Source organism: Pseudomonas sp. GW821-FHT04C07 (genome assembly GCF_059420325.1).
The window spans coordinates 92976-114166 of the sequence record NZ_JBWKTM010000002.1 but is presented as its reverse complement, the minus strand read 5'-3'; the positions used below and the strand labels follow the sequence as shown (position 1 = coordinate 114166).

Below are 21191 nucleotides of genomic sequence, written 5' to 3'. Positions count from 1 at the left end.
CCCAGCTGAAAGTCGACTGGCCTTGCGCCAGTCACTCCTGATACAAACGTCCCGTAGCCGTCCTTATCTTTTTTGACGTCGGAGAAGAACCCAAAATGAGCCAATGGCCTGATACCCGCATTCTTGACCTGCTTGGCATCGAACTGCCGATCATTCAAGCGCCCATGGCCGGTGCGACCACTTCAGCCATGGTCATCGCCGCCAGCAATGCCGGAGGTCTGGGCTCCTTGCCTGCCGCCATGTTGAGCATCGAGCAGTTGCGCGAGGAGTTGAAGGTTTTCCGCCAACACAGTCAGCGCCCGCTGAACGTGAACTTTTTCTGTCATCAACCACCAGCCGCCGATGCGGGTCGCGACCGTGACTGGAAGAATCTGCTGGAGCCGTATTACCGCGAACTCGGCGCTGATTTCGAGGCACCCACACCTGTATCCAACCGCGCGCCGTTCGATAACGCCGCCTGCGAAGTGGTCGAAGAATTTCGCCCGGAGGTCGTCAGCTTTCATTTCGGTCTGCCTGAAAAATCTCTGCTGGATCGCGTCAAAGCGAGCGGCGCGAAAATCCTTTCCTCGGCGACCACCGTCGATGAAGCCATCTGGCTGGAACAGCACGGTTGCGATGCGATCATCGCCATGGGCTATGAAGCCGGCGGACATCGTGGGATGTTTCTCAGCGATGACCTCAATAGCCAGGTCGGCACCATGGCCCTGGTGCCGCAAATCGTCGATGCCGTCAGCGTCCCGGTCATCGCAGCGGGCGGGATTGGCGACGCCCGAGGAATCGCCGCGGCTTTCCTCCTCGGCGCATCAGCGGTTCAGTTGGGTACGGCCTATTTGTTCACGCCAGAAGCGAAAGTCACGGCGTCTCATCACAAGGCCCTACGCACCGCCAAAGAGAGCGAGACTGCATTGACCAATGTCTTCACGGGCCGTCCGGCTCGGGGGATTCTCAACCGGGTCATGCGCGAACTCGGCCCGATCAGCCCTGCGGCACCGGCCTTCCCTTTCGCTGGCGGTGCCTTGATGCCGCTGCGTGCCAAAGATGAGGCCGACTTCAGCACCCTCTGGTCCGGACAGGCAATACGACTGGGCGTCGAACTGTCGACCGCTGAGCTGACCACACGTTTAGCCGCACAGGCTCTGGCTAAATTGACCGCGCATTAACACGCACAGGGCCGCGATCCAGATCGCGGCCTTCTCCAGTTGATCCCCGCTAAAAAATCCCTGCGCCAATGCCTCCAGTTCCGTTCGCTGCCGATTCGCTATATATTCAACTATATAGCGTTTAACCCCCCAAGCGCTGATCCGATGTAGGAGCGAGGCTTGCCCGCGAAGCAAACGCCGCGGTTTTTCAGGCATTGCGCGTTGTCGTTCTTCGCGGGCAAGCCTCGCTCCTACAGACAAACTGCCCACCACACTCTGCCCACGGAGCTGCTACATGACTATTCGTGTCTCACGTTACGCCCCCACCTGCCTGGCCTCACTGCTCGCGGTCTGCGCTTTCGGATCGGCTCAGGCCGATGAAGTCCAGGTGGCGGTAGCGGCCAACTTCACCGCACCGATTCAGGCAATCGCTGCCGACTTCGAAAAGGACACCGGCCACAAGCTGGTCGCCGCCTATGGCGCCACTGGCCAGTTCTATACCCAGATCAAGAATGGCGCGCCTTTCGAAGTGTTCCTGTCCGCCGATGACAGCACGCCACAGAAACTCGAAACCGAAGGCGACGCCGTCAAGGGTTCGCGCTTTACCTACGCGATCGGCACCCTTGCGCTGTGGTCGGCCAAGGACGGTTACATCGACGCCAAGGGCAAAGTGCTCAACGACAACCAGTTTCAGCATCTCTCCATCGCCAACCCTGAAGCAGCGCCTTATGGCCTGGCCGCTACACAGGTTTTGGCCAAACTGGGCCTGACAGACAAGGTCAAAGGCAAGATCGTCGAAGGCCAGAACATCACCCAGGCCTATCAGTTCGTGTCCACCGGTAACGCCGAATTGGGCTTCGTCGCCTTGTCGCAGATCTATAAAGACGGCAAAGTCTCCAGCGGCTCGGCCTGGATCGTTCCGGCTGCCATGCACGACCCGATCAAACAAGACGCGGTGATCCTCAACAAAGGTAAAGACAACCCGGCCGCCAAGGCACTGGTTGACTACCTGAAAGGTCCGAAAGCCGCTGCCGTCATCAAATCCTACGGTTACCAACTCTAAATGCCGCTATCGAGTGCCGATTTTTCCGCCATTTGGCTGACCCTGAAACTGGCGTCCCTGGTTACGGTGATCCTGCTGATCATCGGCACTCCGATTGCGCTATGGCTCTCGCGCACCCGCTCCTGGCTGCGCGGCCCGATCGGCGCGATCGTCGCCCTGCCCTTGGTGCTGCCACCGACGGTGATCGGCTTTTACCTGCTGCTGGCCCTCGGCCCTCACGGGTTTATCGGTCAGTTCACCCAGTCACTTGGGCTGGGCACGTTGACCTTCAGCTTCAGCGGCCTGGTGATCGGCTCGGTAATCTATTCAATGCCCTTTGTCGTACAACCGTTGCAGAACGCATTTTCAGCCATCGGTACCCGCCCACTGGAAGTCGCCGCAACGTTGCGCGCCAATCCTTGGGACACCTTCTTCAGTGTCATCTTGCCGTTGGCCAGGCCCGGCGTTATCACTGCAGCGATTCTCGGCTTCGCCCATACCGTCGGCGAATTCGGCGTGGTGCTGATGATCGGCGGCAATATTCCCGAGAAGACCCGCGTGGTGTCGGTACAGATCTACGACCACGTCGAAGCCATGAATTATCTACAGGCCCATTGGTTGGCGGGTGCCATGCTGGTGTTCTCGTTCCTGATACTGCTCGCGCTCTACTCGAGCCGCAAAACCAAAACCGGCTGGAGCTGATTGATGACCGCGTTGATTCATGCTCGCCTGCAACTGAGCTACCCCGACTTCACGCTGGACCTGGACCTGCGCCTGCCGGGTCGCGGCGTCACCGCGCTGTACGGCCATTCCGGCTCGGGCAAGACCACGTGTTTGCGCTGTATCGCCGGCCTTGAAAAAGCCGATCAAGGCTTTATCCAGATCAACGATGAGGTCTGGCAAGACAGCAGCAAAAAACTCTTCCTTGCCCCCCATAGACGGGCACTGGGCTACGTCTTTCAAGAGGCCAGTCTGTTCCCCCATTTGTCGGTGCTGGCCAACCTCGAATTCGGACTGCGGCGTATCCCGCGTCAGCAGCGTCGAGTCGATATGGCCCATGCCACCGAACTGCTGGGGATCGGCCATTTACTCGATCGCCATCCACAGAACCTGTCGGGGGGTGAGCGTCAACGTGTCGGCATCGCTCGCGCCTTGTTGACCAGCCCCAGGCTATTGCTGATGGATGAGCCATTGGCGGCGCTGGACAACCAGCGCAAGAACGAAATCCTGCCCTACCTTGAACGCCTGCATGACGAGCTGGAAATCCCGGTGCTGTACGTCAGCCACTCGCAGGATGAAGTCGCGCGTCTGGCCGATCACATCGTCCTGCTCAGCGAGGGCAAAGCCCTGGCCAGCGGCCCCATCGGCGAAACCCTGGCTCGCCTCGACCTGCCGATGGCATTGGGAGACGATGCCGGCGTGGTGATCGAAGGCAAGGTCAGCGCCTACGACGCCCACTACCAGCTTCTGACCCTGCAATTGCCGGGCACTCTGCTGAGCGTACGAGTCGCACATTCGCTCCTGGCAAATGGAAAGGCCCTACGCTTCAAGGTTCAGGCTCGCGACGTCAGCCTCAGCCTGCAGGTCGCCGGACACAGCAGCATCCTCAATCGCTTGCCGGTCACGGTGATCAGCGAAATCCCCGCTGATAACGCTGCCCATGTACTGGTACGCCTTGATGCCGCGGGCACTGCGTTGCTGGCGCGGATCACGCGTTACTCTCGGGATCAGTTGAATCTGCGCCCCGGCCAGCAACTCTGGGCACAGATCAAAGCAGTGGCCGTACTGGCTTGAACATCGGGCAGACCGCGTGACGGGAACAATTGGCAGGAAGAACACCGAACGCCTGGAGATTGAGGGTTCATGACTCATGAGGTCTTTTTCGATGTTTCAGGCGCATGACCGCCTGGCGCAGGTTTTTGCACGATTCAAACTTGCTTCTATAGTTGTTCTGACACGAATCAGACCGGTGACGCCATGGAAGACTTTTTCGTTGTGCAGCGCTGCAACAAGATCATCATCCAGGGCCGCAGAGCGGGAGAGTCTTCTCTGCTCGCTCCTGTAGCCGACTGGTACCGGATTGCCGATACCCGCACGGGTGGCTTTATCGGGGATGGCTTTGATCACGAAGAAGAAGCCGATCGTGAATGCCAGCGGCTTAACGCCAGAAGCAGGCACGTGTCATCTCGTTAGAGTCGAGCGATCCACATCCATTACCGGGTCTATACTGATTTCAGCTGAAGGATCAGCCTCATCGGCAGAAAGCTCGCTCCTCGCGGGCTTTTTTGCTTCGTCCCATCAGATTCCTCTCTCAACGGAGGTATTGCAAATGTCCGAAAAAGAGTCCATCACCACATTGTTGACACTCCTCGACTCCCGTCAGGTCCGCCTGGCCGCAGCCTGCAAAGAAATCGCAGACTGGGTCGACCACCAAGGTGGCCATCCCACAGCACTCAGAATACGAGATCGTCTCAAAGAGATAGAGACCGAAACTCCACTCATTAGAAGTGCCCTGACATCTTTGAAACCTATCGACCCCCCTCTTCCCAGATTCAGGTAGCCAGGTATCTACCTGGTGCGCCCCTGACTTCATTCAGGTGCCGTTACCATGCCAATGGCAATATGAGGGAGGTTTGCATTCTCGGTGATGGGCCAAGCATGAGACAGAAGGAATCAACGTGACGCAGACAAAATTGACCGCTTGTGACAAACACGAAAGGCTTGAGTGAAACACTTCACCCAAGCCTTTCGTTTTAGGGGTTACAGGCAGGTTGCCAGCGCGGCAAGCCTGCGCTTGGCGACCCAAGTGTCCGATGCCGCGTAATAGTTGGTGGTGGTACCTGATGCAGCGCTCTGCACGTCGACAAAGTACTGCGCTCCGGTCGTGTAGACCGTATAGCCGCCGGACTTGCCCGGCTGGAGAAATGCCCCGGCATCAACACCAAACACCGACTCATCCTGCCACGCAAACTGGACACACTGGGCCACGACTTTTTCCGGTTTGTTCGACGAAAGCGTCTTGTATGGGCTTTTTGACCGAGCCTCGTTCATCGCGGGCGTCGTGCACCCTGCCAACAGAACCATCGCAAGAGCCCCTGACAAAATCCGCATAGCCTTCCCTCATTCTGAAAAGGCGACTGTATCACTGAGCCGACGCAGATTAGTGATACGCAGAAAACTTCGGTGTTCTTGAGTGGCGTCAGACATTGGAACGCGCAAATGAAAAGCCCCGCACATGGCGAGGCGTGGCTACATCTCAACTACTTCTTCGACGGGTGAATCGCTTTGGGGAGGAACTTCGTCCTGCTCCTCCCTCGCGAAACCGTCGATTTTGTCTTGCCTGACGAGTCGTCGATTGCCGCACCTTCGAAATCAACCTTATAAGGAATCTGGCCGCAGCGTACGAGGTTATTTATCGGATACTCAGCCCCATCGTCTTCAATGTAAGAATCTCTCATCTACTGCCTCCCTTGTGACAGCTGATCAATACCAGCAAGCGCCCGTTGCCTGGGAAATACTGATCATCAGCGCGTTGGAGCCTAGCCGGAAATTTGAAGCTTTGGAGCCGAAAAGAAAAAGCCCGACCAATGACCGCAATGTTGTTCAGTTAAGGAAGTTGTAGGAGCGAGCTTGCTCCGGGCGGCGTTCCGACGATGGACTTAAGTGCGCCGCGTTTAGCCAGTAAACACGCGTTATCGTTAACGACCATCGCGAGCAAGCTCGCTCCTACAGTGGACCACATTCGCTTAACTGAACGGCATTAGGCACAATGACCGGGCATGGAATCCGGGACCTGGGCTCTTACCTCACTGGAGTGCGAGGGTGTAGCTGTAATGCACCTCTCCGGTATCCGGCTTCACTAGCCAGTAGTCATCGTTGTCTTTTTTGAGCCGATAACATTCGGTTGGGTCCTTGGGCATAATGCAACAGATCACTCCATCCTTGACTGTCCAGTGCTCTAGTTGCGCCTCAGAGCCGGCCATCTGGAAAGTCTCGGTACCGTCGGCATTAAAGCTCAATGATTTGCTCAATGAACGCATCAGGGCGCCAGTGGTCACTCTTCATCCAGCCTGCGCCGCCGATAGTGCCTGACACGGCACTGCTCCTCATGCTTGACGCTTAATGGCCGTAAGCGTGTAGCACATAGGTAGCTGCACTTGCTGATTTTCGTAGAGATCGTAGATCTCCTCGCGATTGGAGTGCGGATACTCCTTCAAGTGTGTGATCTGAAGCCCGGCCTCTATTGAACCCGTGACGATGTCACCCATCTGATGGACAAACCAATAGAACGGAGAGATCTTCGCCTCGACTTTTCCCTCATAGACAATCGCGTTGTCTTCGACAATGGGCTCCACACGGAAATAGGAGCTGTGTACACGCAAGGGATCGGTCGACTCCGGATCGAACATCTCGAGGAAGGGATGGGTCTCATAAATCACCAAGGTGCCGCCCACTTTGAGGGTCTTCGCGACATGAGACAGGAAGTCCGCAATATCGGGCATCCAGTTCAATACACCAATCGTAATCAACGCAACATCGAAACGACCGTGGAGTGCGGGCGACAAGCAATGGATGTCGGCTTCTATGAACTCGGGATCATGGGGAGAGAGAGACGCCAGCTCCCGCGCCTGATCGAGAAAAGCACTGGATTGATCAACTCCAACCACGGAACGAGCGCCAAGGGCAAAAAGCGAAAGGCTCTCTCGACCATTATTACAGCCGAGCTGCACCACATCTTTGCCATCGACCCCCACACGCAGAAGCAAGGATGTGATGGTCTGGTCCAGGCATGAAAAATCCGCGCGGCTAACCGAACTTAAACGCGCCTGCCATTGATCGGTATTTTTATGATGTTTGGCAGAGTCATTCCACGCATCCCGGTTGCTGGCTATGGCACTTTTATTTTTTTGCATTTCCATTGCATTCTCCGATCCTGACTGGACATGGCGTTCACTGAGTATTGGCTGCGAGTGACGAGACTCGACTCCTGCGCCTGAAAAAACCGGCCTGAGTATACCCATCGGCCACAGGCCGTTGCACCGCGATGGCGCTCACAGGGGGGCATCGAATGTACAGTATTTGCAGGAAGAAAAAGAAGGGGATCAATGAGCCCTATGCACAGGTGCGCGAGCAGTTGGCCAGATGCGCAGCGATTTACCCGAAGGTCGGCAATCAGACTCATTGATCGTTGCCCAGCTCAATGTTGGGCGGTTTCCATTTAGATAAATGGAGGTTCATCGGCACGCTCACACCTCAACCTGTTTCCTTCAAGGCAGGAGCCGTGCAATTACTTTTTTAACAAAGCCCGCCCTGCGGGTCTAATAACTTTTTGTCCCGGCGTTATGGTCTCTGGAGATAAGCGCCCCTGGCTGATCTGAATCAGCGCAGTCGACCAAGCCATTGATTGGCTATAGCAATACCGAATCGCAAGGCCTCACCATAGGTACACCACTCGCCCATTTCCTCGCCGAGCTTGACCCAGTCTTTTCCAGCCTTGAGCCAAATAGTAATTCCGATAGGCGACATGCTTTTCGGATCACCCCAGATGAAGTCGATCTTTGCTTGTTCTCCGTTTGGATGGATGTAATCCACGGGATAAGGCCTTTCCACAACCAAATGCATGGAAATCTCCCTGATCCGGCCCCGTGCCGGGATAAATAGAAATAGACCACGCACTCAAGTCATGCCAGTTGCAGACCGCCTCGCCTTTACGCCCCCCCCCCGGAAATGACAAAGCCCGGCGCGGGGCCGGACTTTGTCGACTCCAACAACAAATGCGCACTACCCCTTCGGTAGCGTTAGTTGATGACTACCATCACTGAATAAAGGCGGTTACTCCATAGAGCACACCGATGCACAAGCATATACCGGGCTCGGAATTAGCACGGTCTTACAGACTCATGCATTGTTCCGAGAGCAGGCTACCAATCAGCTGCTAGTGTTAAACGTACGCGCAAGGTCCCCAATACCAGACTTGCTTGTGCGTCCTCTCTCACGTCCACAGGCGGAACACCATGAGATACAACCTGTTCGAGAATCAGAGAAACGAGATCATCCTGCTCGCCCGTATCCTTCTGATGATCCTTTTCATCATGTCCGGCTGGGGCAAGCTGACAAACTTCGGCGGTACCGTTGCTTACATAGGCTCACTCGGCGCGCCCATGCCCATGGTCGCCGCGGGGGTTGCAGTCGTCATGGAGTTCTTTGTCGCGATAGCGATCATCCTGGGCTTCTACACCCGCCCACTCGCCTTTCTCTTCGTCTTGTTCGTACTCGGCACCGCGCTGATCGGGCATCACTTCTGGACGATGGTTGACCCGGAACGCGCGGCCAACATGATCCAGTATTTCAAGAACATCAGCATCATGGGCGGCTTGCTGCTGCTGGGCATTACAGGTCCGGGCAAATACTCGATTGATGGCAGATAGCGGTGCGCGCGGCTCGGGAGCCCTCTCACCGGGATCTCTTGCGCTGAACGATCGTAGCCCCCTCGCGATAGCCGGTGATCTGCTGGTGCTGGCTATTAAAAAGCCCCGGCATGGCCGAGGCTGGAGAAGTGATTCAAAGGTCGAGCTATTGGGTATCGGCCGACTTTTTCGACCTGACTTTGTAAGACGGCAAAATGGCCGCATAAGCCATGGCTTCTTCCCGGGTGCCGAAGGATCCGAGCCGGTCACCTTGCGTGCACACTTTCCAGGGGCCGTTGTTTACACTGATCAATTCATAACCGTTGATTTGCATCTTGCTAAGCATTGGAGCGCTCATAGTCACCTCCATTCAGGCAAAGATAATCCAGGGGTGCCGAGATCACCTTATACGCTGCTTACCCCTGATGACGATGCTCAAGCTCCATAAAATCAGATAATCGGCACGCCGGGTCCTGATGCATGGGCCGTCGAGTCGGCAAGGGAAGCCGCCTGACCCGCCCTCGCCCTTTTCACCGAACACCTCGGGAGAACGACAGGCCTACAGTCGGTCGGCCTCCTTGATCATATTGGCAGCGAGCTTAATGCCCTGGCTTTTTGCATCTTCGAAGCTTTTATAAATCGCTTTTTCATGAAGATTCTGAATATTGTCCTCAGAGTACTTCACGGTAATACGAAGGCCTTTGGGGATTGGATCACCTGGATCCCCCCATTCGAAATCAATCATCGCCTCTTTGCCGTTTGAGTGGACGTAATTAAAGGGGGACGGCCTGTCTACTGGTGCCATTTCGTTCTCCCGGATATCCAGTGATTGCCCAGTCTTAAGCATTAGTCCACAACCAACCATCACGCCACTCTGACGAGGATTCTTGTCGCCACAGCAAAACAGAACAAACCCGTTCGCCTCGGCATGACGGTCGTGAAACCAGGTCAGCGGACGCACCAACGGCGTCACCAGTTCATTATCATCGGTAAACCAGGCCTGAAGTCGTACATCTGGCCGCTGACCTCACCGTCGAAACCGAGAATCAGCATGTGCTCAGCGCCATAACAAATTTCAAATCCTTCCATTGCGGATTCCGCGCGCACTTGGACACCCATTCCACGAACACTTGGACAGCGATTCCACGCTGACTTGGACACTCATTCCACGGCCACTTGGACGCTGATCCCACGAGCACTTCTGGCGCGTGATCACCAAGCTGCCCGCCCAGCGATCCCGGAAGCCGACCATGACAGCCACCCTGTTCACCTTGTATATCCACTACTGCACCGCCCAAGGTTGCGAAACCAGGCCGCTCAGCCAGTGGCGCACGCTCGAAGAGTGCATGGCCCAGATCGCGATGTACCACGCCGTGGTTCCCGGTAATTACTCCATGGAGTGCAAGTGATGCAAATCGTCCTGACTCAAACCTGAACTACGCGCCCTCGCCAGTACTGCCGTTGAAGAGACCAGGACCTTTCGGTGGCTACGGTCGCCTCACCGATTACCCACTACCTCGACTTACTGCTGTACCGGTGTGCAGAGTTCTACCAGCGTCCCGTCAGGGCATCGAACGTAGGATACGGTTTGCCCCCAGGGCTTGGTGCTTGGGGCAGAAATTTCAGTGGCGCCCGCGTTCAGCGCTCTGGCATGAGCGGCTGGAACGTCCTCGGTAACCAGGCCGACTTCGATTCCGAGCGGTTTGGGGGAAGAGTGTGCCGGGACATGGCCGGTGCTGAAGTTCATCGCGGCCAGTTCATCGGCAGCGAATGCCAGCGCCGTTTCTCCTGTTTCGAGTTCGCCATAGGTGGCGGACTCATGGAGGAACCGAACGTTAAGCCCGAAGGCGGACGAAAAGAACTGGAGTGAGGCAGCAACGTCGGGGACATAGATGATCATGTAGCCGAACTTCATGGACGAACATTCCTTGTCATGCCAATTGAGCGGCGAATCTAGCATATTGAAGCCAGGTGCTTCATCAGGCTTTCGTCCATCCCATTACTTTCGACCCAATGCCGCCTGTGACGACTTGTGGGAGCGGCCAGCGCCGCTGCTTCGAGCGTGCCCAAAAAATGAGGGGCGACTGCGCCTGGCGTTCGCGAGAATTCCTTTAAGCGTGCTGGAGCCGAACTGAATTGTCTGGAAGCTCCAGATAGAGGGGCTTCTTCTTGTAGATAACCTCAAAGTCACACCCATAGATGTTGCGGCCTATTTCATAATCAGGGCCCTTGCTCTCTATGTTGTGCGTTGCGATTGTCAGCGCCGTTCCGATACCGATAACCGCCCCAATGCCTGAACCGATGGTCGGGGTAACTGCGCCGATACGGCCGACTGTGTAGACCCAGCATTTGAAACCAGCCGACTTTATCAACTTCTCGGTGTACTCAACGGCCGACTGGTAGGCACTGAACGGAACCTTGCTGATCTTGAAGCTTTCTTTATTGCGAATTTTTTGCAAAATTTCTTCAGTCGAAATTTCGTGGTAGTTGCAAACGTTAGCATCCATAGTGACACCCTACCGAAAAATGTGGCTGGCATTCCAAACTATCGGCTGATTTATCAATGACTTTAGCGATTGGATCCTAAATCCTCAAATAGCCTGTTTCAGCGGGGGCAGTTGCGACGTCGGCCAGAAATCGAAGACGTGCACGCTTGAACAGGTTGGGCTGACTTGGGCAGCAACCGCTCTCGTAAATGTCGTAGCTCAATGGGTAGGTCTGACAGGCTGCCGCCAAAATCGGCAGGCAAAAAAAAGCTGCCTTAAATGGCAGCAAAAAAAAAGAGCACGCGTTGTGTTGCCTGATTATAGCGACCGGACTGTTACAAAATGATGACGAGCTTTTTGCTGGTGGAGAGCCCCGGAGTACGGTCCATGCCTCCCAAATTCAATGAAGTGTTGGGTTGATCGGTGGCATGCATTCGAGCGTTGCCAGGTTGAGCAGCGTGAAGTGGCCATCCAGCCAGCCGGCGGTATCTATGTGATAAACGTTTCCGAGCACTGCCACCTGGCGCAACGGGGTATGCCCGGCAACAACCGCGCGAACGCCTGCAACCACTGACCGGTCCTCATACTGAAGGCGATGGCGCGACCATTGGCAGATTGCGCTCAAGTGATCTGCCTCGCTATTGCCAAGCTCGATCGCATTAACCAGTTCTGACCAGCTACTGCACGGGCAATCAGCGTGAACCAGCCCCACCAGCCCGGCAGCAGTCTCGACCTCGATCAGTAGCGGCAAATCGCTGAAAATGCTTGCGTAACAGCCTTGCTCGACGCCGGAAAGGGCGTAAAACCATGCGCCACCATTGATGTAGTGAAGGGCGCACTGACTGCTGCCCTTACCGGCTTCGTACGATTCGATCGCCATCTGCTCATGATTGCCGCGAATGGCATGAAACCACGGTTTGCGCAGTAGCCAATCATCCACTTCGAGCGATTCAGGCCCGCGGTCGACCAGATCACCAACGCTGAACAGCCGGTCCACGGCAGGATCGAAGCCAGCGGCATCCACAGCGGCCTGTAACCTGGTGAAGTGACCGTGAATGTCGCCAACGGCAAAGTCGCGACCCGTGGTGTTGATTTCAAAACGCTTGATCTTGCTCATATCGCCACCCCTACTCCTCCAGTAGACCTTTTTCCAGCCAGATCATTTGCGACTGGAGCAACGATTGCAGGTAGTCAACTGCCGGGACTTCCCAACGCTTAATGTGGTTCGAGTGCGCCCCCTCTGGCAAGCGTCCCGCTATATGATTGGCAACCAGCAAAAAACAGCGCATCGAAGCGCTGTCACCGGACCAGGTGAACGTCCAATGATCGCCGCGCCTTCCAGGAGGATAACAGTGAGCCGCACCAGCCATGTCTGCCTTATGGCAACCTATAACGAGTGGATGAACGCCAAGATCTATGCGGCGGCCAGACGCCTGTCCGATGAAGAACTCTCAGCCGACAGGAAAGCATTCTTTGGTTCTATTCTCGGAACGCTGAACCACGTGACGGCCGCAGACACGATCTGGCTAAAGCGATTTGCCAGGCACCCAGTGAACTACTTGGCACTGGAACCGGTACGGCAGCTTCCTGACCCGAAAAACCTCGACCAGTTACTGTTCGCAAATATCCGGGAACTCTCAAAGCATCGAGCGTGGCTCGATCGAGTAATAATCCAATGGGCTCGCTCGATTACAGAGCCCGATTTAGATCACACCCTTCATTACTCAAGCATGAAAGGGGTTGCGGCAGACAAGGGCTTTTACAGCCTGGTCATGCATTTCTTCAATCATCAGACCCATCACCGAGGCCAGGTTACGACCCTGCTTTCACAAGCGGGTGTCGACGCAGGTGATACGGATCTGGTCGCCCTCATCCCATCTGAGCCCGATGCGTAACGACAAAGCCCGGCGCTGGACCGGTCTTTGTCGTGTCAATGCAAAGGGCGACCCGCAAACACAAACACCACTACAAACAGTCACGCAGTGACTTCTTCAGAGCGTTTGACTTGGCCCATGGCGGGCCTTGGTAGAGCGATACCCGACTCCCGTTCTTCGACTTCACGATATCGAGAATCTCATCGGCCGTTACAACGCTTGGCGCCGTGATCCGGTATCCATTCGTAATGTCGGACTGAGTGGTTTTAGGGACCTCGTGCTGCCAGGCAGGCAACACGCACATGGCGTAGTCTTTCGGTGCCTTGGTCGTGAACTCACTGACATTTGGCTCGCCCGGCACCAAGGATGCGGGCAACGAACACCCGGCCAACATCACCATCGCCAGCGCCCCAATCAAAATCCGCATAGTGCTTCCTCGTTCTGAAAGTGGCGGACTGTATCACTGCTTCCGCGCACTTGAGAAAACCCGCTGCAGGAACGACAAAGCCCAGCGCGGGGCCGGGCTTGCTCATCACGTCGAACTTAGTGTTTCGGAGCTGCCTTGAGGCTATCCAATCGACCGCTCTCCAGCAAAGCCTTGTACTTCAATGCATCTGCTTCACTGTGATAGACGCCTACAAGAACATCTCCTTGATATACATCCCACATTCTGACCCCCTCTCTACTTGAGTCATGAGACATGTGATGCTCATCGCGTTCTTTGACAGTAATGACCATTTGCGCATCCCCCGGATTGAGGTGGGTAAGGTATTTTTTACTCCAGTAATCTCCAGGATTCCATACCGAAAATCTGTAACCGTCTGCCCAGCATCGTTTTGCCTTTCAGACCTTGATCCCCCAGTCCATAGCCTGCGAGCCCAAGGACCTGCACCTCCTACTAAAATAGTTTTGGTACGACCAAAGAAGGTGCAGTGCCTTGCTGTCGAGGCTCGACCTTTCAATTGGCATGAATGCCGGCCAGAAACCTCATTAACAGGGGGAAATGGAATGAACAAAAAATCATCACCAAAAAACAAGTCCTTGGTTTTTATATCAATTTTTTCTATCTGCCTTTCGTTTATTGCAGGATGTGCACATAAACAGACTGAGGGGCTCGCTACAACTCCAACCGGGGGCTCCAGCTGCTACGCAAAAGCAATGCCCACTGTTGGAGAGGGGGGCCTGGCATGGGGTTCCAATCTGCAGCAGGTACGCACCTCTTCAATGGACAATTGCAGACGCTATGCAGGTCGATCAGGTGGAACTCCGAATACCTGCAAGGTAGTGCAAGCCCGCTGCAATAATTGATCTTCCGCTCTATTGGTTTCACTGCAGACGGCAGGTCCAATGAGTCACAGGCATGCGCTCACTGCAGCTAAGCTAAAAGATAGGCTGGAGGACTTGCCATGTGCGGAAGGCTTTCACAATATCGGGGCATCCACGACTTCGTTGCCGCGCTGAGCATGCCCAATGCGCTGGTCAACACTGTGGGCGACCAGCCAATCGAACGGTACAACGTCGCGCCCACTACCCAGGTTGTACTTCTGCATCTGGAAGGCGAAGCACTGCATGCCGACCTTGTTCGCTGGGGATGGCGCCCGCACTGGGCAATCGACAAGCCGCCACCGATTAATGCCAGGGTCGAAAAGGTCGCGCACGGCCATTTCTTCCGGGCGATCTGGCCACACCGTGCCATTGCCCCAATCGACAACTGGTTCGAGTGGATCTATGAAGGTGGCTCGAAGAAACAGCCCTACCTCATCCGGCGCCGTGACCGCGCACCGATACTCTGTGCGGCCATCGGGCAGTACCCCGCCGGCGGCCGTGAACCGAGGGAAGACGATGGCTTCGTGATCATCACTGCAGAAAGCGTCGGAGGATTGGTCGATACCCAAGACCGGCGGCCGGTCGTTCTGACACCGGAGCTGGCCCGGGAATGGCTCAACCATTCAACCCCAAAGGAACGTGCCGAACAGATGCTCCTCAAGCAAGGCGAGCCACCTGATACCTTCGAATGGTTCAAGGTCGACATGGCTGTGGGCAATGTGAGAAACCAGGGGGCAAAACTGATCAAGCGGGTGTCTTGATTTCTCTGAGCGGTCAAAAGATGGCTTATCCAACTGCACTCGGCAGTTCAAGCAGGCGTCGCTACCGGGCGTGCGGCAGTCGGGCCATGCATGATTGGGCCTCTCTGGTTTCGCGAAATAGCCGATCGTCTCCATCAGCTTTTTTGTGCCTGCGATTCAGGCGCTATAGGTGTCCAGCGCTTCCGTGGTAGCTTTTTATTTCCACACGAAAAGGCCCCGGAGGCCGGACATGACTGATAAATCTGCCGAGTACGCTCGGGACACGCTTAATGCGCTCATCGCTGGTGGATACGCCCAAGGGTTGATTCAGAATCGCCCCGGAGAGACCGGCCTTCGGCTTGATATGGAGATCCTTCGCAGCCTTGAAGCCCAGCTTCGCGAGTACTACTCGACCGGGCCTTATCAGCCGTCGCAGATGGCGACATCGCTCGACATTCGGATGTGAAGTAGTGAGATACAAAGACGTATGCGGAGGCAAAGGCTTCTGCATACGCTTTGGCCCCTCCCTATCTACAGCCGACATGGATCTGTTTCATGTGTCGGTAGCGACAAGACGCCTGTAACCAGTCGTAGTCTCTCAAAGGGAGGCTCGCCGGTGCTGGCACCAATCCCGGCACATTCGACTAGTGGTACTTGAGCGTGAAATCCCACCTTCCTACGATATATTTACGCAGTTGCTTAAATGCTCCTGCAACTGCGTGGGTGGTGAGTGACCTGAACGCCTACCAAGCTCGCCACTCGCTTCATGCGCATCTTGAGCCTCAATGGCTCTACTTCCTCCCCATCAAAGAGCTTTGAGGCTCTTTTTTGTCCTGTACAAAACCCCGAAACGACAAAGCCCGGCACCAGACTGCAATGCTGTTCAGTTAAGGAATTTCTGGCTCCGCACATTCCCCGTAGCAGCTGCCGAAGGCTGCGTTCGGCTGCGTAGCGGTCGTAAAATCAGGCACTGTGGTGTTACAGGTTGACCGTGGTTGCATGATTTGCGACTGCTGCGCAGCCGAACGCAGGCTTCGCCAGCTGCTACGGATCGCGTCGTCGCCTTAACTGAGCAGCATTGCAGCACCAGACTGAGCTTTTTTTGTAACCGTACAGGACGACCTGTATACAGAGGCGCCGCTACAAACAGTCACGCAGTGACTTGTTCAGAGCGCCTGACTTGGCCCATGGCGGGCCTTGGTAGAGCGATACCCGACTCCCGTTCTTCCACTTCACGATATCAAGAATCTCATCGGCCGTTACAACGCTTGGCGCGGTGATCCGGTATCCATTCGTAATCCCGGATTGAGTGGTTTTAGGGACCTCATGCTGCCAAGCAGGCAGAACGCACATGGCATAGTCTTTTGGTACCTTGGTCGTGACCTCACTGACACTTGGCTCACCCGGCACCAAGGATGCGGGCAACGAGCACCCGGTCAGCACCATTCCTGCCAACACCCCGATCAAAACCCTCATGGTTATTCCTCGTCCTGAATATGGGAACAGTGGTAATCGTCTTTATCTGGATCGGACCACGATCGTCGATGCGAGCACGTCGCCAAGTCGTTTCCGTGAGCCGAAGAAAATGAATATCCAGTCAAAAATATTCAGGAACGGCGTCGTGATGTTGAGCATGCAAGATGGATAGAGACTGCAATCGACTACCCAGACTGGCCAGGTTTTTGGGCTTCTGGTACCCGCTTTGGGTATTGCTGACTTCCATGCTTCGTCACTCCGTTGATACATAGATACGGAGTTATCGGCACGGCCCTGGCAATATTTAATGTCGTGATCGTCTGTATAGCGACAGAAGTCTGAACATCTCTGGATATCAGGTGTGTCCAGCCATGCAACAGGCCGCCCCCTTGCGCCTGTACAAATCGCCAGTAACCCGAAAACAAAGGCACCAAAGGTTGGGTTTACTGAGTGGCCGACGGCGAAGGTCGAGCAGGCGGCTTGAAGCCGCCTGGTGCAGATGGTGTGGAATCCGCACGCGGAGGTCTGCCGGAATTGAAAAAGCACTATTTGATATGCGCGATCTTCAAGCCAAGGCGGCTACCGACAGAGAAGCGTCAACCGGGAGCATCAGGGGGCGCGCGACCAGCTCGGGCATACCACGATTGGCATGACCGAGCAGTACATCAGGATGCGCAAAGGGATGAAGGTCCCTCCAACAAACCGGGCAATGGCTAAAGCTACTTCGCGGCATATTTCGTGCCGTGCGGATCGTCAAGCTTTGCCTGCAACAGCCCCCACTCGCGCTGAATGATCGAGTAAGGAATAAAGACGCTGATCCTCTCAGCGCTCTTTACGTCCAGCTGCACGCTCACATTGTTCAGCGTGGTGGAGTAGAAACCGACATTGATGCCGACAACACTGCCGTCACTGGCGATAACTGGCCCGCCTGACATCCCCTGGATCAGCGGGGCATCATGGATGGCATAGAGATCACCGCTGTGTTCAGCGGTATTGGAGAAAGGCGTTTGATACACCTTGCCTTTCCCGGTGGCGGTCGCCAGGTACGGGCTTGCCCCCACGGCAGTTATGGATTCGCCCACACGCGGTGCGCGCCATGATGGGTAGCGGCCGTTGGCCTTGTGCTGAATGAAGACAAGGTCGCAGCCTGTGCTGCAGCTGTATTTCACGTTGGAGATGAACGGGGTGTGGCGAGTGGTGACGGCGTAGTCCTCGTTCCATTGCACGGCAGAAGCCATGTATAGATACGGAAAAGGAAAGCCTGAAAAGACTAAAAAGTATGAATTGTTAGTAGGCCCCGAAAAGTCGGGCTCTACCATACCGTTGCATCCTGCAGTTACAACTCCTATTAAAAAGCAGGCAATGATCTTGATCATTATGTATCACCAACTTACAGGGAGAATGTGACTGTTTTTTGTTGTCAATTTTTTGTCTTTTGTCGAACCCTAGTTCTCCTTACTGCTTGTCCTAGTTAAGCGCTTTGTAATTTATGGCTGAGTTTTAATGGCGCGTATGAATGAATCGTGCTAAGGCCAATCGCTTTACGATCCATCCAGATGAACAAATATTTGGCGCCTGAAAAATGGCAGAAACTTGAAGTAAAAAGAGTAGCCTCTATGGGCTCCCTGATAAATAACGACGGACATCGACTTCGCCATACTTGCACGCTAAAGCACTGATTATTCTGGGCTTTTCGGTTCCATTGTTTGGGGGTTTGAACTCTGTAAATCGACAGACTTCATAACTATCATGAACGCATTTCACGACCATCATGAAAGTGATCAAAAACCATTATGGAAGTTCTCCATTACTACTACCGAAGTGCTCAACCACTATTACGGAAGTGTTCCATAACCAGCCGCCCCCTCCTCCGGGGTCCTGCCGACCAAACATCATCAATCAAATCGGTGTTCTTGTTTCTGTGTTTCCCGGAATTCCGTGAAGAACCAAAAAAGCCCGCACTTGGCGGGCCATCGATAAGCGTTCAGCTATCAGCAGTCTATCGCCTCGATGAATTCGGGCAGGGCCATGGGCTTGCCTCGTTCATGGGGTGTTTTCGTAGAACGTTTTATTCAGCGTCGCTCGAACGACATTCGAAGTCACACAGCAGGTTATCTGCCAGTACCAGCCCATCATCGGTGATCGATGATTCTGATGAAGAGCCAGTCAGCGACATCAGGGCCTGGAGCGAAGCTAATCGGGTAGCCGTCGCCCTCATTGAAGAGGCCAAGGCCGGTCGATTAATCTCATATCCGTTCACCGTTTTTCGATTTCAGACAGGACTAGTACTAAGAAAGACCGCCCTCAATTTGATTTTTGAACGCGCCCAAGGCCGAGACGATTTGCTGACTGATCTCCGAGCTCGCAGCGATGTCCGACTCATCCATTCCTTTCGCCAGCAGATTTACTGTTATCGAGGCAGGCTCGACAATAATCGCGGACATTGTTTCCAGTACCAACCTAAGCGCCGCCTGGGCGTGACTCGCTCGAGGTGATGCGTTGAAAAGTGCTACCGGCTTACCGGGAAAGTCCTGGCTGGCTACGAGCCAATCCAGTGCATTTTTGAACGACCCCGGTATTCCGCGAGCGTACTCAGGGCACGAAATGAGAATGCCGTCTGCCCTGGCAATAATCCCGCGCAGCTCTGCGACGATCTGCGGAGGATCGTCCGCCAGATCCGGATCGAAGTGAGGTAATTGACCCACCTCCAGGTAGTGCTTGATCGACATCCCTTCAGGGCTAAGCATCTCAGCAGCACGCAGTAGCGCGGAGTTTGTAGAGGCTGCACGGAGGCTTCCAGAGACCGCAAGCAATTGCACCATGTATAACGTTCCATGACTTAGTGGGCTGGTGAATTGTCGCATACACGAGCCAAAGCCATCTTAAGCGTGACAGCATTGCCGATCGGTAGGCGCGTTCGATTGCCTCCAGTCGGGTTGCCTGGCTGTCATGGCATTTCTCGGGGCTAAAGTTAGTGGTGGATTGTCGGCATCAGTGATGCTTCATCTTTCGAGGACAGAACCATGCGCACGACTGAAGATGCGATAATTGCGGCAGCAAGACAGCGCGCTGCAAGCCGGGGAGAAAACGAGGTCATGGCTGCGGCCTCAGCACTCGAACTCGTGGCAGCTCTGAAAAAGTCTTTAACGGGAGACAAGTACCAGGAGGCGCTCGAAAAACTGTATCTCGAGTACACAGCCCCCTGATCTACCCGTACCGCACTCATCTGCGGCACACCTATTGGTCTACCGACAGCATCACATCAATCAGCTTCTGCTCGCCCAATCGGAACAGGGCAAGCGATTGCATGTCCTCGGTCTTCGGGCCAACGCCGTACACCTCGATACGCCCCCTCTCTGAACGCAATGCCAGCACGCCGACCGAACACGGCTCAAGCTCACCCGACTCAAGGTCGTCAGCACTTGCGCAGCGTGCTGACGGCATCTGGCCAGCGTTTCGACGATATCCATGCTCACCGGCAGTACGTGGCGGATGCGCAGTACGTTGCCCATGAATGACTCCGCACCACCATTCGTCGCTTATGAAAACGTGGCGCGGTATACGCGACCATGCCTGGCTTAAGGATTGCTAAGTACGCCCGTAGCGGCCCCGGAACGACGTAATTCTGACGCGGCGGCAATCAAAATTAACCTTTAAGGACCCCAGCGATACGCTTGGTCAGTCACCGGAGATGTAACGTGTCAACCCTCAATGAAATCGCAGCGAACCACGCGAGAATGGCTAAGGCAAAGGAAGAAGAGTCGACCGGGCTGAGTGAGCGAAACCTTCAAATAGTAGGTAGCTTCGAAATCCCATCCATTGATGCGCAACAGCACATTCCACTGCACCTCATCGCCGGAGTGCAGGACAACCACCTCGGACAAGCAACTGGTTACTTGCTCTGACTGCGCTTGATCTCAGTATCGATTGGGTTAGTCGCCGGCTTGTCGCATGCCATGCAGTACTCACAGTTCAGCGTGCGGCAGAGCCAGGTTTTCATCCGATGCCAGTACGTGCCGCCGAGACAGAAGCAGGGTTTAAAGGACGAATGGTCGAGAGCGTCTAGCACGAGGAATAGCCAGCCTTTACACGCGGCTCTGGCAAAGCCAGACAGGGGGCGTTCGTCGGGGTGGAGTGAACTTCATCCTCATCGACGGTCACATGAAGTCCATGTAAGCGAACCCCAGCAGAGGAACAGCCTTATGCAAATGGCCTCAGTTGTCAGTGCGGTGATTTCCAGTCTCGCGCCAAGTGTATTCGCCCAGAACGGCCAGCAAGACCCCGGTGCGAGCATCTCCGCCGTGGACTACCACTACGGGATGGAAATCGATGTGCAGAAGGTATTGCAGCGCACCGACACGTCCCAGAAGACAGGCGTAGTACCGGTGACCCTGGTCTACGAGGACAGCGAGGGCGAGGTGCACAAGATCCGTTTCCTCGAATGGGGCGGGAGTGCAGCGAGCAACACCAGCATTACCTGATCAGCCCTGTCGATAGGGGTACAGGCCACACGCCTCCTCGGTGCAGGCAAGTACCCCCGACTCGCTCCTGTCGCAGAAACTCGTCCACCGCCGCGCACAGCCCGAGTTGGTCCAGCCAATGCCCGGGACAAGGCCTGAGGCTTGCGCCCCGCTCTTTGCCGTATCACGACGCAGAATCACGATTAGCCAAAAACTGTCGCGTCAGCTCGAAGATACCGCG

The 21191-nt window shown here is 55.2% G+C and carries 30 protein-coding genes; 15 read left to right on the top strand and 15 right to left on the bottom strand.

Going from position 1 to position 21191, the window contains the following annotated elements; genetic code table 11:
• Positions 1 to 95: 95 nt before the first annotated feature.
• From AC07UI_RS04170 to AC07UI_RS04145, 6 genes are all read left to right on the top strand, one after another.
• Positions 96 to 1160 (top strand): NAD(P)H-dependent flavin oxidoreductase, encoded by a 1065-nt coding sequence (locus AC07UI_RS04170; RefSeq protein WP_494991287.1) that lies wholly within the window; start codon positions 96 to 98, stop codon positions 1158 to 1160.
• 274 nt (positions 1161 to 1434) lie between these two features.
• Positions 1435 to 2202, top strand: coding sequence for a molybdate ABC transporter substrate-binding protein (gene modA, locus AC07UI_RS04165; RefSeq protein ID WP_494991286.1), 768 nt, complete (start codon positions 1435 to 1437; stop codon positions 2200 to 2202).
• On the top strand, positions 2203 to 2883 hold the full coding sequence (modB, locus tag AC07UI_RS04160) for a molybdate ABC transporter permease subunit (protein WP_494991285.1): 681 nt from the start codon (positions 2203 to 2205) through the stop codon (positions 2881 to 2883).
• A gap of 12 nt (positions 2884 to 2895) precedes the next feature.
• On the top strand, positions 2896 to 3975 hold the full coding sequence (modC, locus tag AC07UI_RS04155; RefSeq protein WP_494991717.1) for a molybdenum ABC transporter ATP-binding protein: 1080 nt from the start codon (positions 2896 to 2898) through the stop codon (positions 3973 to 3975).
• A 183-nt stretch (positions 3976 to 4158) separates the two neighbouring features.
• Complete coding sequence (locus tag AC07UI_RS04150; protein ID WP_494991284.1) at positions 4159 to 4374, top strand: hypothetical protein; 216 nt, start codon at positions 4159 to 4161, stop codon at positions 4372 to 4374.
• Between the two features lie 136 nt (positions 4375 to 4510).
• Positions 4511 to 4741 carry a hypothetical protein gene (locus AC07UI_RS04145; protein ID WP_494991283.1) on the top strand — a complete coding sequence of 77 codons (231 nt, stop codon included), beginning with the start codon at positions 4511 to 4513 and terminating at the stop codon, positions 4739 to 4741.
• A gap of 200 nt (positions 4742 to 4941) precedes the next feature.
• Here the strand turns inward: AC07UI_RS04145 and AC07UI_RS04140 are convergent, their stop codons facing one another.
• The 4 genes from AC07UI_RS04140 to AC07UI_RS04125 form a co-directional block, all read right to left on the bottom strand.
• A complete protein-coding gene (locus AC07UI_RS04140) occupies positions 4942 to 5292 on the bottom strand; it encodes a hypothetical protein (protein ID WP_494991282.1) in 351 nt (116 codons plus the stop codon).
• A 695-nt stretch (positions 5293 to 5987) separates the two neighbouring features.
• On the bottom strand, positions 5988 to 6239 hold the full coding sequence (locus AC07UI_RS04135) for a hypothetical protein (RefSeq protein WP_494991281.1): 252 nt from the start codon (positions 6237 to 6239) through the stop codon (positions 5988 to 5990).
• Between the two features lie 48 nt (positions 6240 to 6287).
• Positions 6288 to 7100, bottom strand: coding sequence for a class I SAM-dependent methyltransferase (locus AC07UI_RS04130; RefSeq protein ID WP_494991280.1), 813 nt, complete (start codon positions 7098 to 7100; stop codon positions 6288 to 6290).
• A 460-nt stretch (positions 7101 to 7560) separates the two neighbouring features.
• On the bottom strand, positions 7561 to 7803 hold the full coding sequence (locus AC07UI_RS04125; protein WP_494991279.1) for a hypothetical protein: 243 nt from the start codon (positions 7801 to 7803) through the stop codon (positions 7561 to 7563).
• Between the two features lie 392 nt (positions 7804 to 8195).
• Between AC07UI_RS04125 and AC07UI_RS04120 the strand changes: the two genes are divergently transcribed.
• Positions 8196 to 8609 carry a DoxX family protein gene (locus AC07UI_RS04120; protein ID WP_494991278.1) on the top strand — a complete coding sequence of 138 codons (414 nt, stop codon included), beginning with the start codon at positions 8196 to 8198 and terminating at the stop codon, positions 8607 to 8609.
• A gap of 145 nt (positions 8610 to 8754) precedes the next feature.
• Here AC07UI_RS04120 and AC07UI_RS04115 read toward each other — a convergent pair whose 3' ends face one another.
• Entirely contained in the window at positions 8755 to 8946 is a 192-nt protein-coding gene (locus AC07UI_RS04115) for a DUF2188 domain-containing protein (protein ID WP_494991277.1), read from the bottom strand.
• Positions 8947 to 9147: 201 nt separating this feature from the next.
• Positions 9148 to 9549 carry a hypothetical protein gene (locus AC07UI_RS04110; RefSeq protein ID WP_494991276.1) on the bottom strand — a complete coding sequence of 134 codons (402 nt, stop codon included), beginning with the start codon at positions 9547 to 9549 and terminating at the stop codon, positions 9148 to 9150.
• 289 nt (positions 9550 to 9838) lie between these two features.
• Here AC07UI_RS04110 and AC07UI_RS04105 point away from each other — a divergent pair, with 289 nt between their 5' ends.
• Positions 9839 to 9997 carry a hypothetical protein gene (locus AC07UI_RS04105; RefSeq protein WP_494991275.1) on the top strand — a complete coding sequence of 53 codons (159 nt, stop codon included), beginning with the start codon at positions 9839 to 9841 and terminating at the stop codon, positions 9995 to 9997.
• A 113-nt stretch (positions 9998 to 10110) separates the two neighbouring features.
• Here AC07UI_RS04105 and AC07UI_RS04100 read toward each other — a convergent pair whose 3' ends face one another.
• The 3 genes from AC07UI_RS04100 to AC07UI_RS04090 form a co-directional block, all read right to left on the bottom strand.
• Positions 10111 to 10503, bottom strand: coding sequence for a VOC family protein (locus AC07UI_RS04100; protein WP_494991274.1), 393 nt, complete (start codon positions 10501 to 10503; stop codon positions 10111 to 10113).
• Between the two features lie 196 nt (positions 10504 to 10699).
• Positions 10700 to 11095, bottom strand: coding sequence for a hypothetical protein (locus AC07UI_RS04095; protein WP_494991273.1), 396 nt, complete (start codon positions 11093 to 11095; stop codon positions 10700 to 10702).
• A gap of 379 nt (positions 11096 to 11474) precedes the next feature.
• Positions 11475 to 12191, bottom strand: coding sequence for a metallophosphoesterase (locus AC07UI_RS04090; protein WP_494991272.1), 717 nt, complete (start codon positions 12189 to 12191; stop codon positions 11475 to 11477).
• Between the two features lie 235 nt (positions 12192 to 12426).
• Here AC07UI_RS04090 and AC07UI_RS04085 point away from each other — a divergent pair, with 235 nt between their 5' ends.
• Entirely contained in the window at positions 12427 to 12969 is a 543-nt protein-coding gene (locus AC07UI_RS04085; RefSeq protein WP_494991271.1) for a DinB family protein, read from the top strand.
• 70 nt (positions 12970 to 13039) lie between these two features.
• On the opposite strand, the gene AC07UI_RS04080 is transcribed toward AC07UI_RS04085, so the two are convergent.
• Positions 13040 to 13375, bottom strand: coding sequence for a hypothetical protein (locus AC07UI_RS04080; RefSeq protein ID WP_494991270.1), 336 nt, complete (start codon positions 13373 to 13375; stop codon positions 13040 to 13042).
• 116 nt (positions 13376 to 13491) lie between these two features.
• A complete protein-coding gene (locus AC07UI_RS04075) occupies positions 13492 to 13686 on the bottom strand; it encodes a hypothetical protein (RefSeq protein ID WP_494991269.1) in 195 nt (64 codons plus the stop codon).
• Positions 13687 to 14354: 668 nt separating this feature from the next.
• On the opposite strand from AC07UI_RS04075, the gene AC07UI_RS04070 reads away from it, so the two are divergent.
• The gene (locus tag AC07UI_RS04070; RefSeq protein ID WP_494991268.1) at positions 14355 to 15035 is read left to right on the top strand and encodes an SOS response-associated peptidase family protein; all 681 of its coding nucleotides are present in this window, start codon (positions 14355 to 14357) and stop codon (positions 15033 to 15035) included.
• Between the two features lie 229 nt (positions 15036 to 15264).
• Positions 15265 to 15480, top strand: a complete 216-nt coding sequence (locus tag AC07UI_RS04065) for a hypothetical protein (protein WP_494991267.1) — start codon at positions 15265 to 15267, stop codon at positions 15478 to 15480.
• A gap of 674 nt (positions 15481 to 16154) precedes the next feature.
• Here the strand turns inward: AC07UI_RS04065 and AC07UI_RS04060 are convergent.
• A complete protein-coding gene (locus AC07UI_RS04060; RefSeq protein WP_494991266.1) occupies positions 16155 to 16490 on the bottom strand; it encodes a hypothetical protein in 336 nt (111 codons plus the stop codon).
• Between AC07UI_RS04060 and AC07UI_RS04055 the strand changes: the two genes are divergently transcribed.
• The gene (locus tag AC07UI_RS04055) at positions 16393 to 16662 is read left to right on the top strand and encodes a hypothetical protein (RefSeq protein ID WP_494991738.1); all 270 of its coding nucleotides are present in this window, start codon (positions 16393 to 16395) and stop codon (positions 16660 to 16662) included. The genes AC07UI_RS04060 and AC07UI_RS04055 overlap by 98 nt on opposite strands.
• Positions 16663 to 17209: 547 nt before the next feature.
• Here AC07UI_RS04055 and AC07UI_RS04050 read toward each other — a convergent pair.
• Positions 17210 to 17809, bottom strand: coding sequence for a trypsin-like peptidase domain-containing protein (locus tag AC07UI_RS04050; protein WP_494991716.1), 600 nt, complete (start codon positions 17807 to 17809; stop codon positions 17210 to 17212).
• A gap of 969 nt (positions 17810 to 18778) precedes the next feature.
• A complete protein-coding gene (locus tag AC07UI_RS04045) occupies positions 18779 to 19312 on the bottom strand; it encodes an NADPH-dependent FMN reductase (protein ID WP_494991265.1) in 534 nt (177 codons plus the stop codon).
• Between the two features lie 201 nt (positions 19313 to 19513).
• On the opposite strand from AC07UI_RS04045, the gene AC07UI_RS04040 reads away from it, so the two are divergent.
• Entirely contained in the window at positions 19514 to 19696 is a 183-nt protein-coding gene (locus AC07UI_RS04040) for a hypothetical protein (protein WP_494991264.1), read from the top strand.
• A 31-nt stretch (positions 19697 to 19727) separates the two neighbouring features.
• Here the strand turns inward: AC07UI_RS04040 and AC07UI_RS04035 are convergent, their stop codons facing one another.
• Positions 19728 to 19934, bottom strand: coding sequence for a hypothetical protein (locus AC07UI_RS04035; RefSeq protein WP_494991263.1), 207 nt, complete (start codon positions 19932 to 19934; stop codon positions 19728 to 19730).
• A gap of 254 nt (positions 19935 to 20188) precedes the next feature.
• Here AC07UI_RS04035 and AC07UI_RS04030 point away from each other — a divergent pair, with 254 nt between their 5' ends.
• Both AC07UI_RS04030 and AC07UI_RS04025 read left to right on the top strand, forming a co-directional pair.
• Entirely contained in the window at positions 20189 to 20395 is a 207-nt protein-coding gene (locus AC07UI_RS04030) for a hypothetical protein (RefSeq protein ID WP_494991262.1), read from the top strand.
• A 297-nt stretch (positions 20396 to 20692) separates the two neighbouring features.
• Positions 20693 to 20971: a DUF2790 domain-containing protein gene (locus AC07UI_RS04025; RefSeq protein ID WP_494991261.1), complete on the top strand. Its 279-nt coding sequence runs from the start codon at positions 20693 to 20695 to the stop codon at positions 20969 to 20971.
• The last annotated feature ends 220 nt before the right edge of the window (positions 20972 to 21191 follow it).

What these genes read in the sequence shown, in the direction of transcription:
- AC07UI_RS04170 (WP_494991287.1), top strand. Translation starts at nt 96, where the DNA reads ATGAGCCAATGGCCTGATACCCGCATTCTTGACCTGCTTGGCATCGAA.
- modA (WP_494991286.1), top strand. Translation starts at nt 1,435, where the DNA reads ATGACTATTCGTGTCTCACGTTACGCCCCCACCTGCCTGGCCTCACTG.
- modB (WP_494991285.1), top strand. Translation starts at nt 2,203, where the DNA reads ATGCCGCTATCGAGTGCCGATTTTTCCGCCATTTGGCTGACCCTGAAA.
- AC07UI_RS04150 (WP_494991284.1), top strand. Translation starts at nt 4,159, where the DNA reads ATGGAAGACTTTTTCGTTGTGCAGCGCTGCAACAAGATCATCATCCAG.
- AC07UI_RS04145 (WP_494991283.1), top strand. Translation starts at nt 4,511, where the DNA reads ATGTCCGAAAAAGAGTCCATCACCACATTGTTGACACTCCTCGACTCC.
- AC07UI_RS04140 (WP_494991282.1), bottom strand. Translation starts at nt 5,292, where the DNA reads ATGCGGATTTTGTCAGGGGCTCTTGCGATGGTTCTGTTGGCAGGGTGC.
- AC07UI_RS04130 (WP_494991280.1), bottom strand. Translation starts at nt 7,100, where the DNA reads ATGGAAATGCAAAAAAATAAAAGTGCCATAGCCAGCAACCGGGATGCG.
- AC07UI_RS04125 (WP_494991279.1), bottom strand. Translation starts at nt 7,803, where the DNA reads ATGCATTTGGTTGTGGAAAGGCCTTATCCCGTGGATTACATCCATCCA.
- AC07UI_RS04120 (WP_494991278.1), top strand. Translation starts at nt 8,196, where the DNA reads ATGAGATACAACCTGTTCGAGAATCAGAGAAACGAGATCATCCTGCTC.
- AC07UI_RS04115 (WP_494991277.1), bottom strand. Translation starts at nt 8,946, where the DNA reads ATGAGCGCTCCAATGCTTAGCAAGATGCAAATCAACGGTTATGAATTG.
- AC07UI_RS04105 (WP_494991275.1), top strand. Translation starts at nt 9,839, where the DNA reads ATGACAGCCACCCTGTTCACCTTGTATATCCACTACTGCACCGCCCAA.
- AC07UI_RS04100 (WP_494991274.1), bottom strand. Translation starts at nt 10,503, where the DNA reads ATGAAGTTCGGCTACATGATCATCTATGTCCCCGACGTTGCTGCCTCA.
- AC07UI_RS04095 (WP_494991273.1), bottom strand. Translation starts at nt 11,095, where the DNA reads ATGGATGCTAACGTTTGCAACTACCACGAAATTTCGACTGAAGAAATT.
- AC07UI_RS04090 (WP_494991272.1), bottom strand. Translation starts at nt 12,191, where the DNA reads ATGAGCAAGATCAAGCGTTTTGAAATCAACACCACGGGTCGCGACTTT.
- AC07UI_RS04080 (WP_494991270.1), bottom strand. Translation starts at nt 13,375, where the DNA reads ATGCGGATTTTGATTGGGGCGCTGGCGATGGTGATGTTGGCCGGGTGT.
- AC07UI_RS04075 (WP_494991269.1), bottom strand. Translation starts at nt 13,686, where the DNA reads ATGGTCATTACTGTCAAAGAACGCGATGAGCATCACATGTCTCATGAC.
- AC07UI_RS04070 (WP_494991268.1), top strand. Translation starts at nt 14,355, where the DNA reads ATGTGCGGAAGGCTTTCACAATATCGGGGCATCCACGACTTCGTTGCC.
- AC07UI_RS04065 (WP_494991267.1), top strand. Translation starts at nt 15,265, where the DNA reads ATGACTGATAAATCTGCCGAGTACGCTCGGGACACGCTTAATGCGCTC.
- AC07UI_RS04060 (WP_494991266.1), bottom strand. Translation starts at nt 16,490, where the DNA reads ATGAGGGTTTTGATCGGGGTGTTGGCAGGAATGGTGCTGACCGGGTGC.
- AC07UI_RS04050 (WP_494991716.1), bottom strand. Translation starts at nt 17,809, where the DNA reads ATGGTAGAGCCCGACTTTTCGGGGCCTACTAACAATTCATACTTTTTA.
- AC07UI_RS04045 (WP_494991265.1), bottom strand. Translation starts at nt 19,312, where the DNA reads ATGGTGCAATTGCTTGCGGTCTCTGGAAGCCTCCGTGCAGCCTCTACA.
- AC07UI_RS04040 (WP_494991264.1), top strand. Translation starts at nt 19,514, where the DNA reads ATGCGCACGACTGAAGATGCGATAATTGCGGCAGCAAGACAGCGCGCT.
- AC07UI_RS04035 (WP_494991263.1), bottom strand. Translation starts at nt 19,934, where the DNA reads ATGCCGTCAGCACGCTGCGCAAGTGCTGACGACCTTGAGTCGGGTGAG.
- AC07UI_RS04025 (WP_494991261.1), top strand. Translation starts at nt 20,693, where the DNA reads ATGCAAATGGCCTCAGTTGTCAGTGCGGTGATTTCCAGTCTCGCGCCA.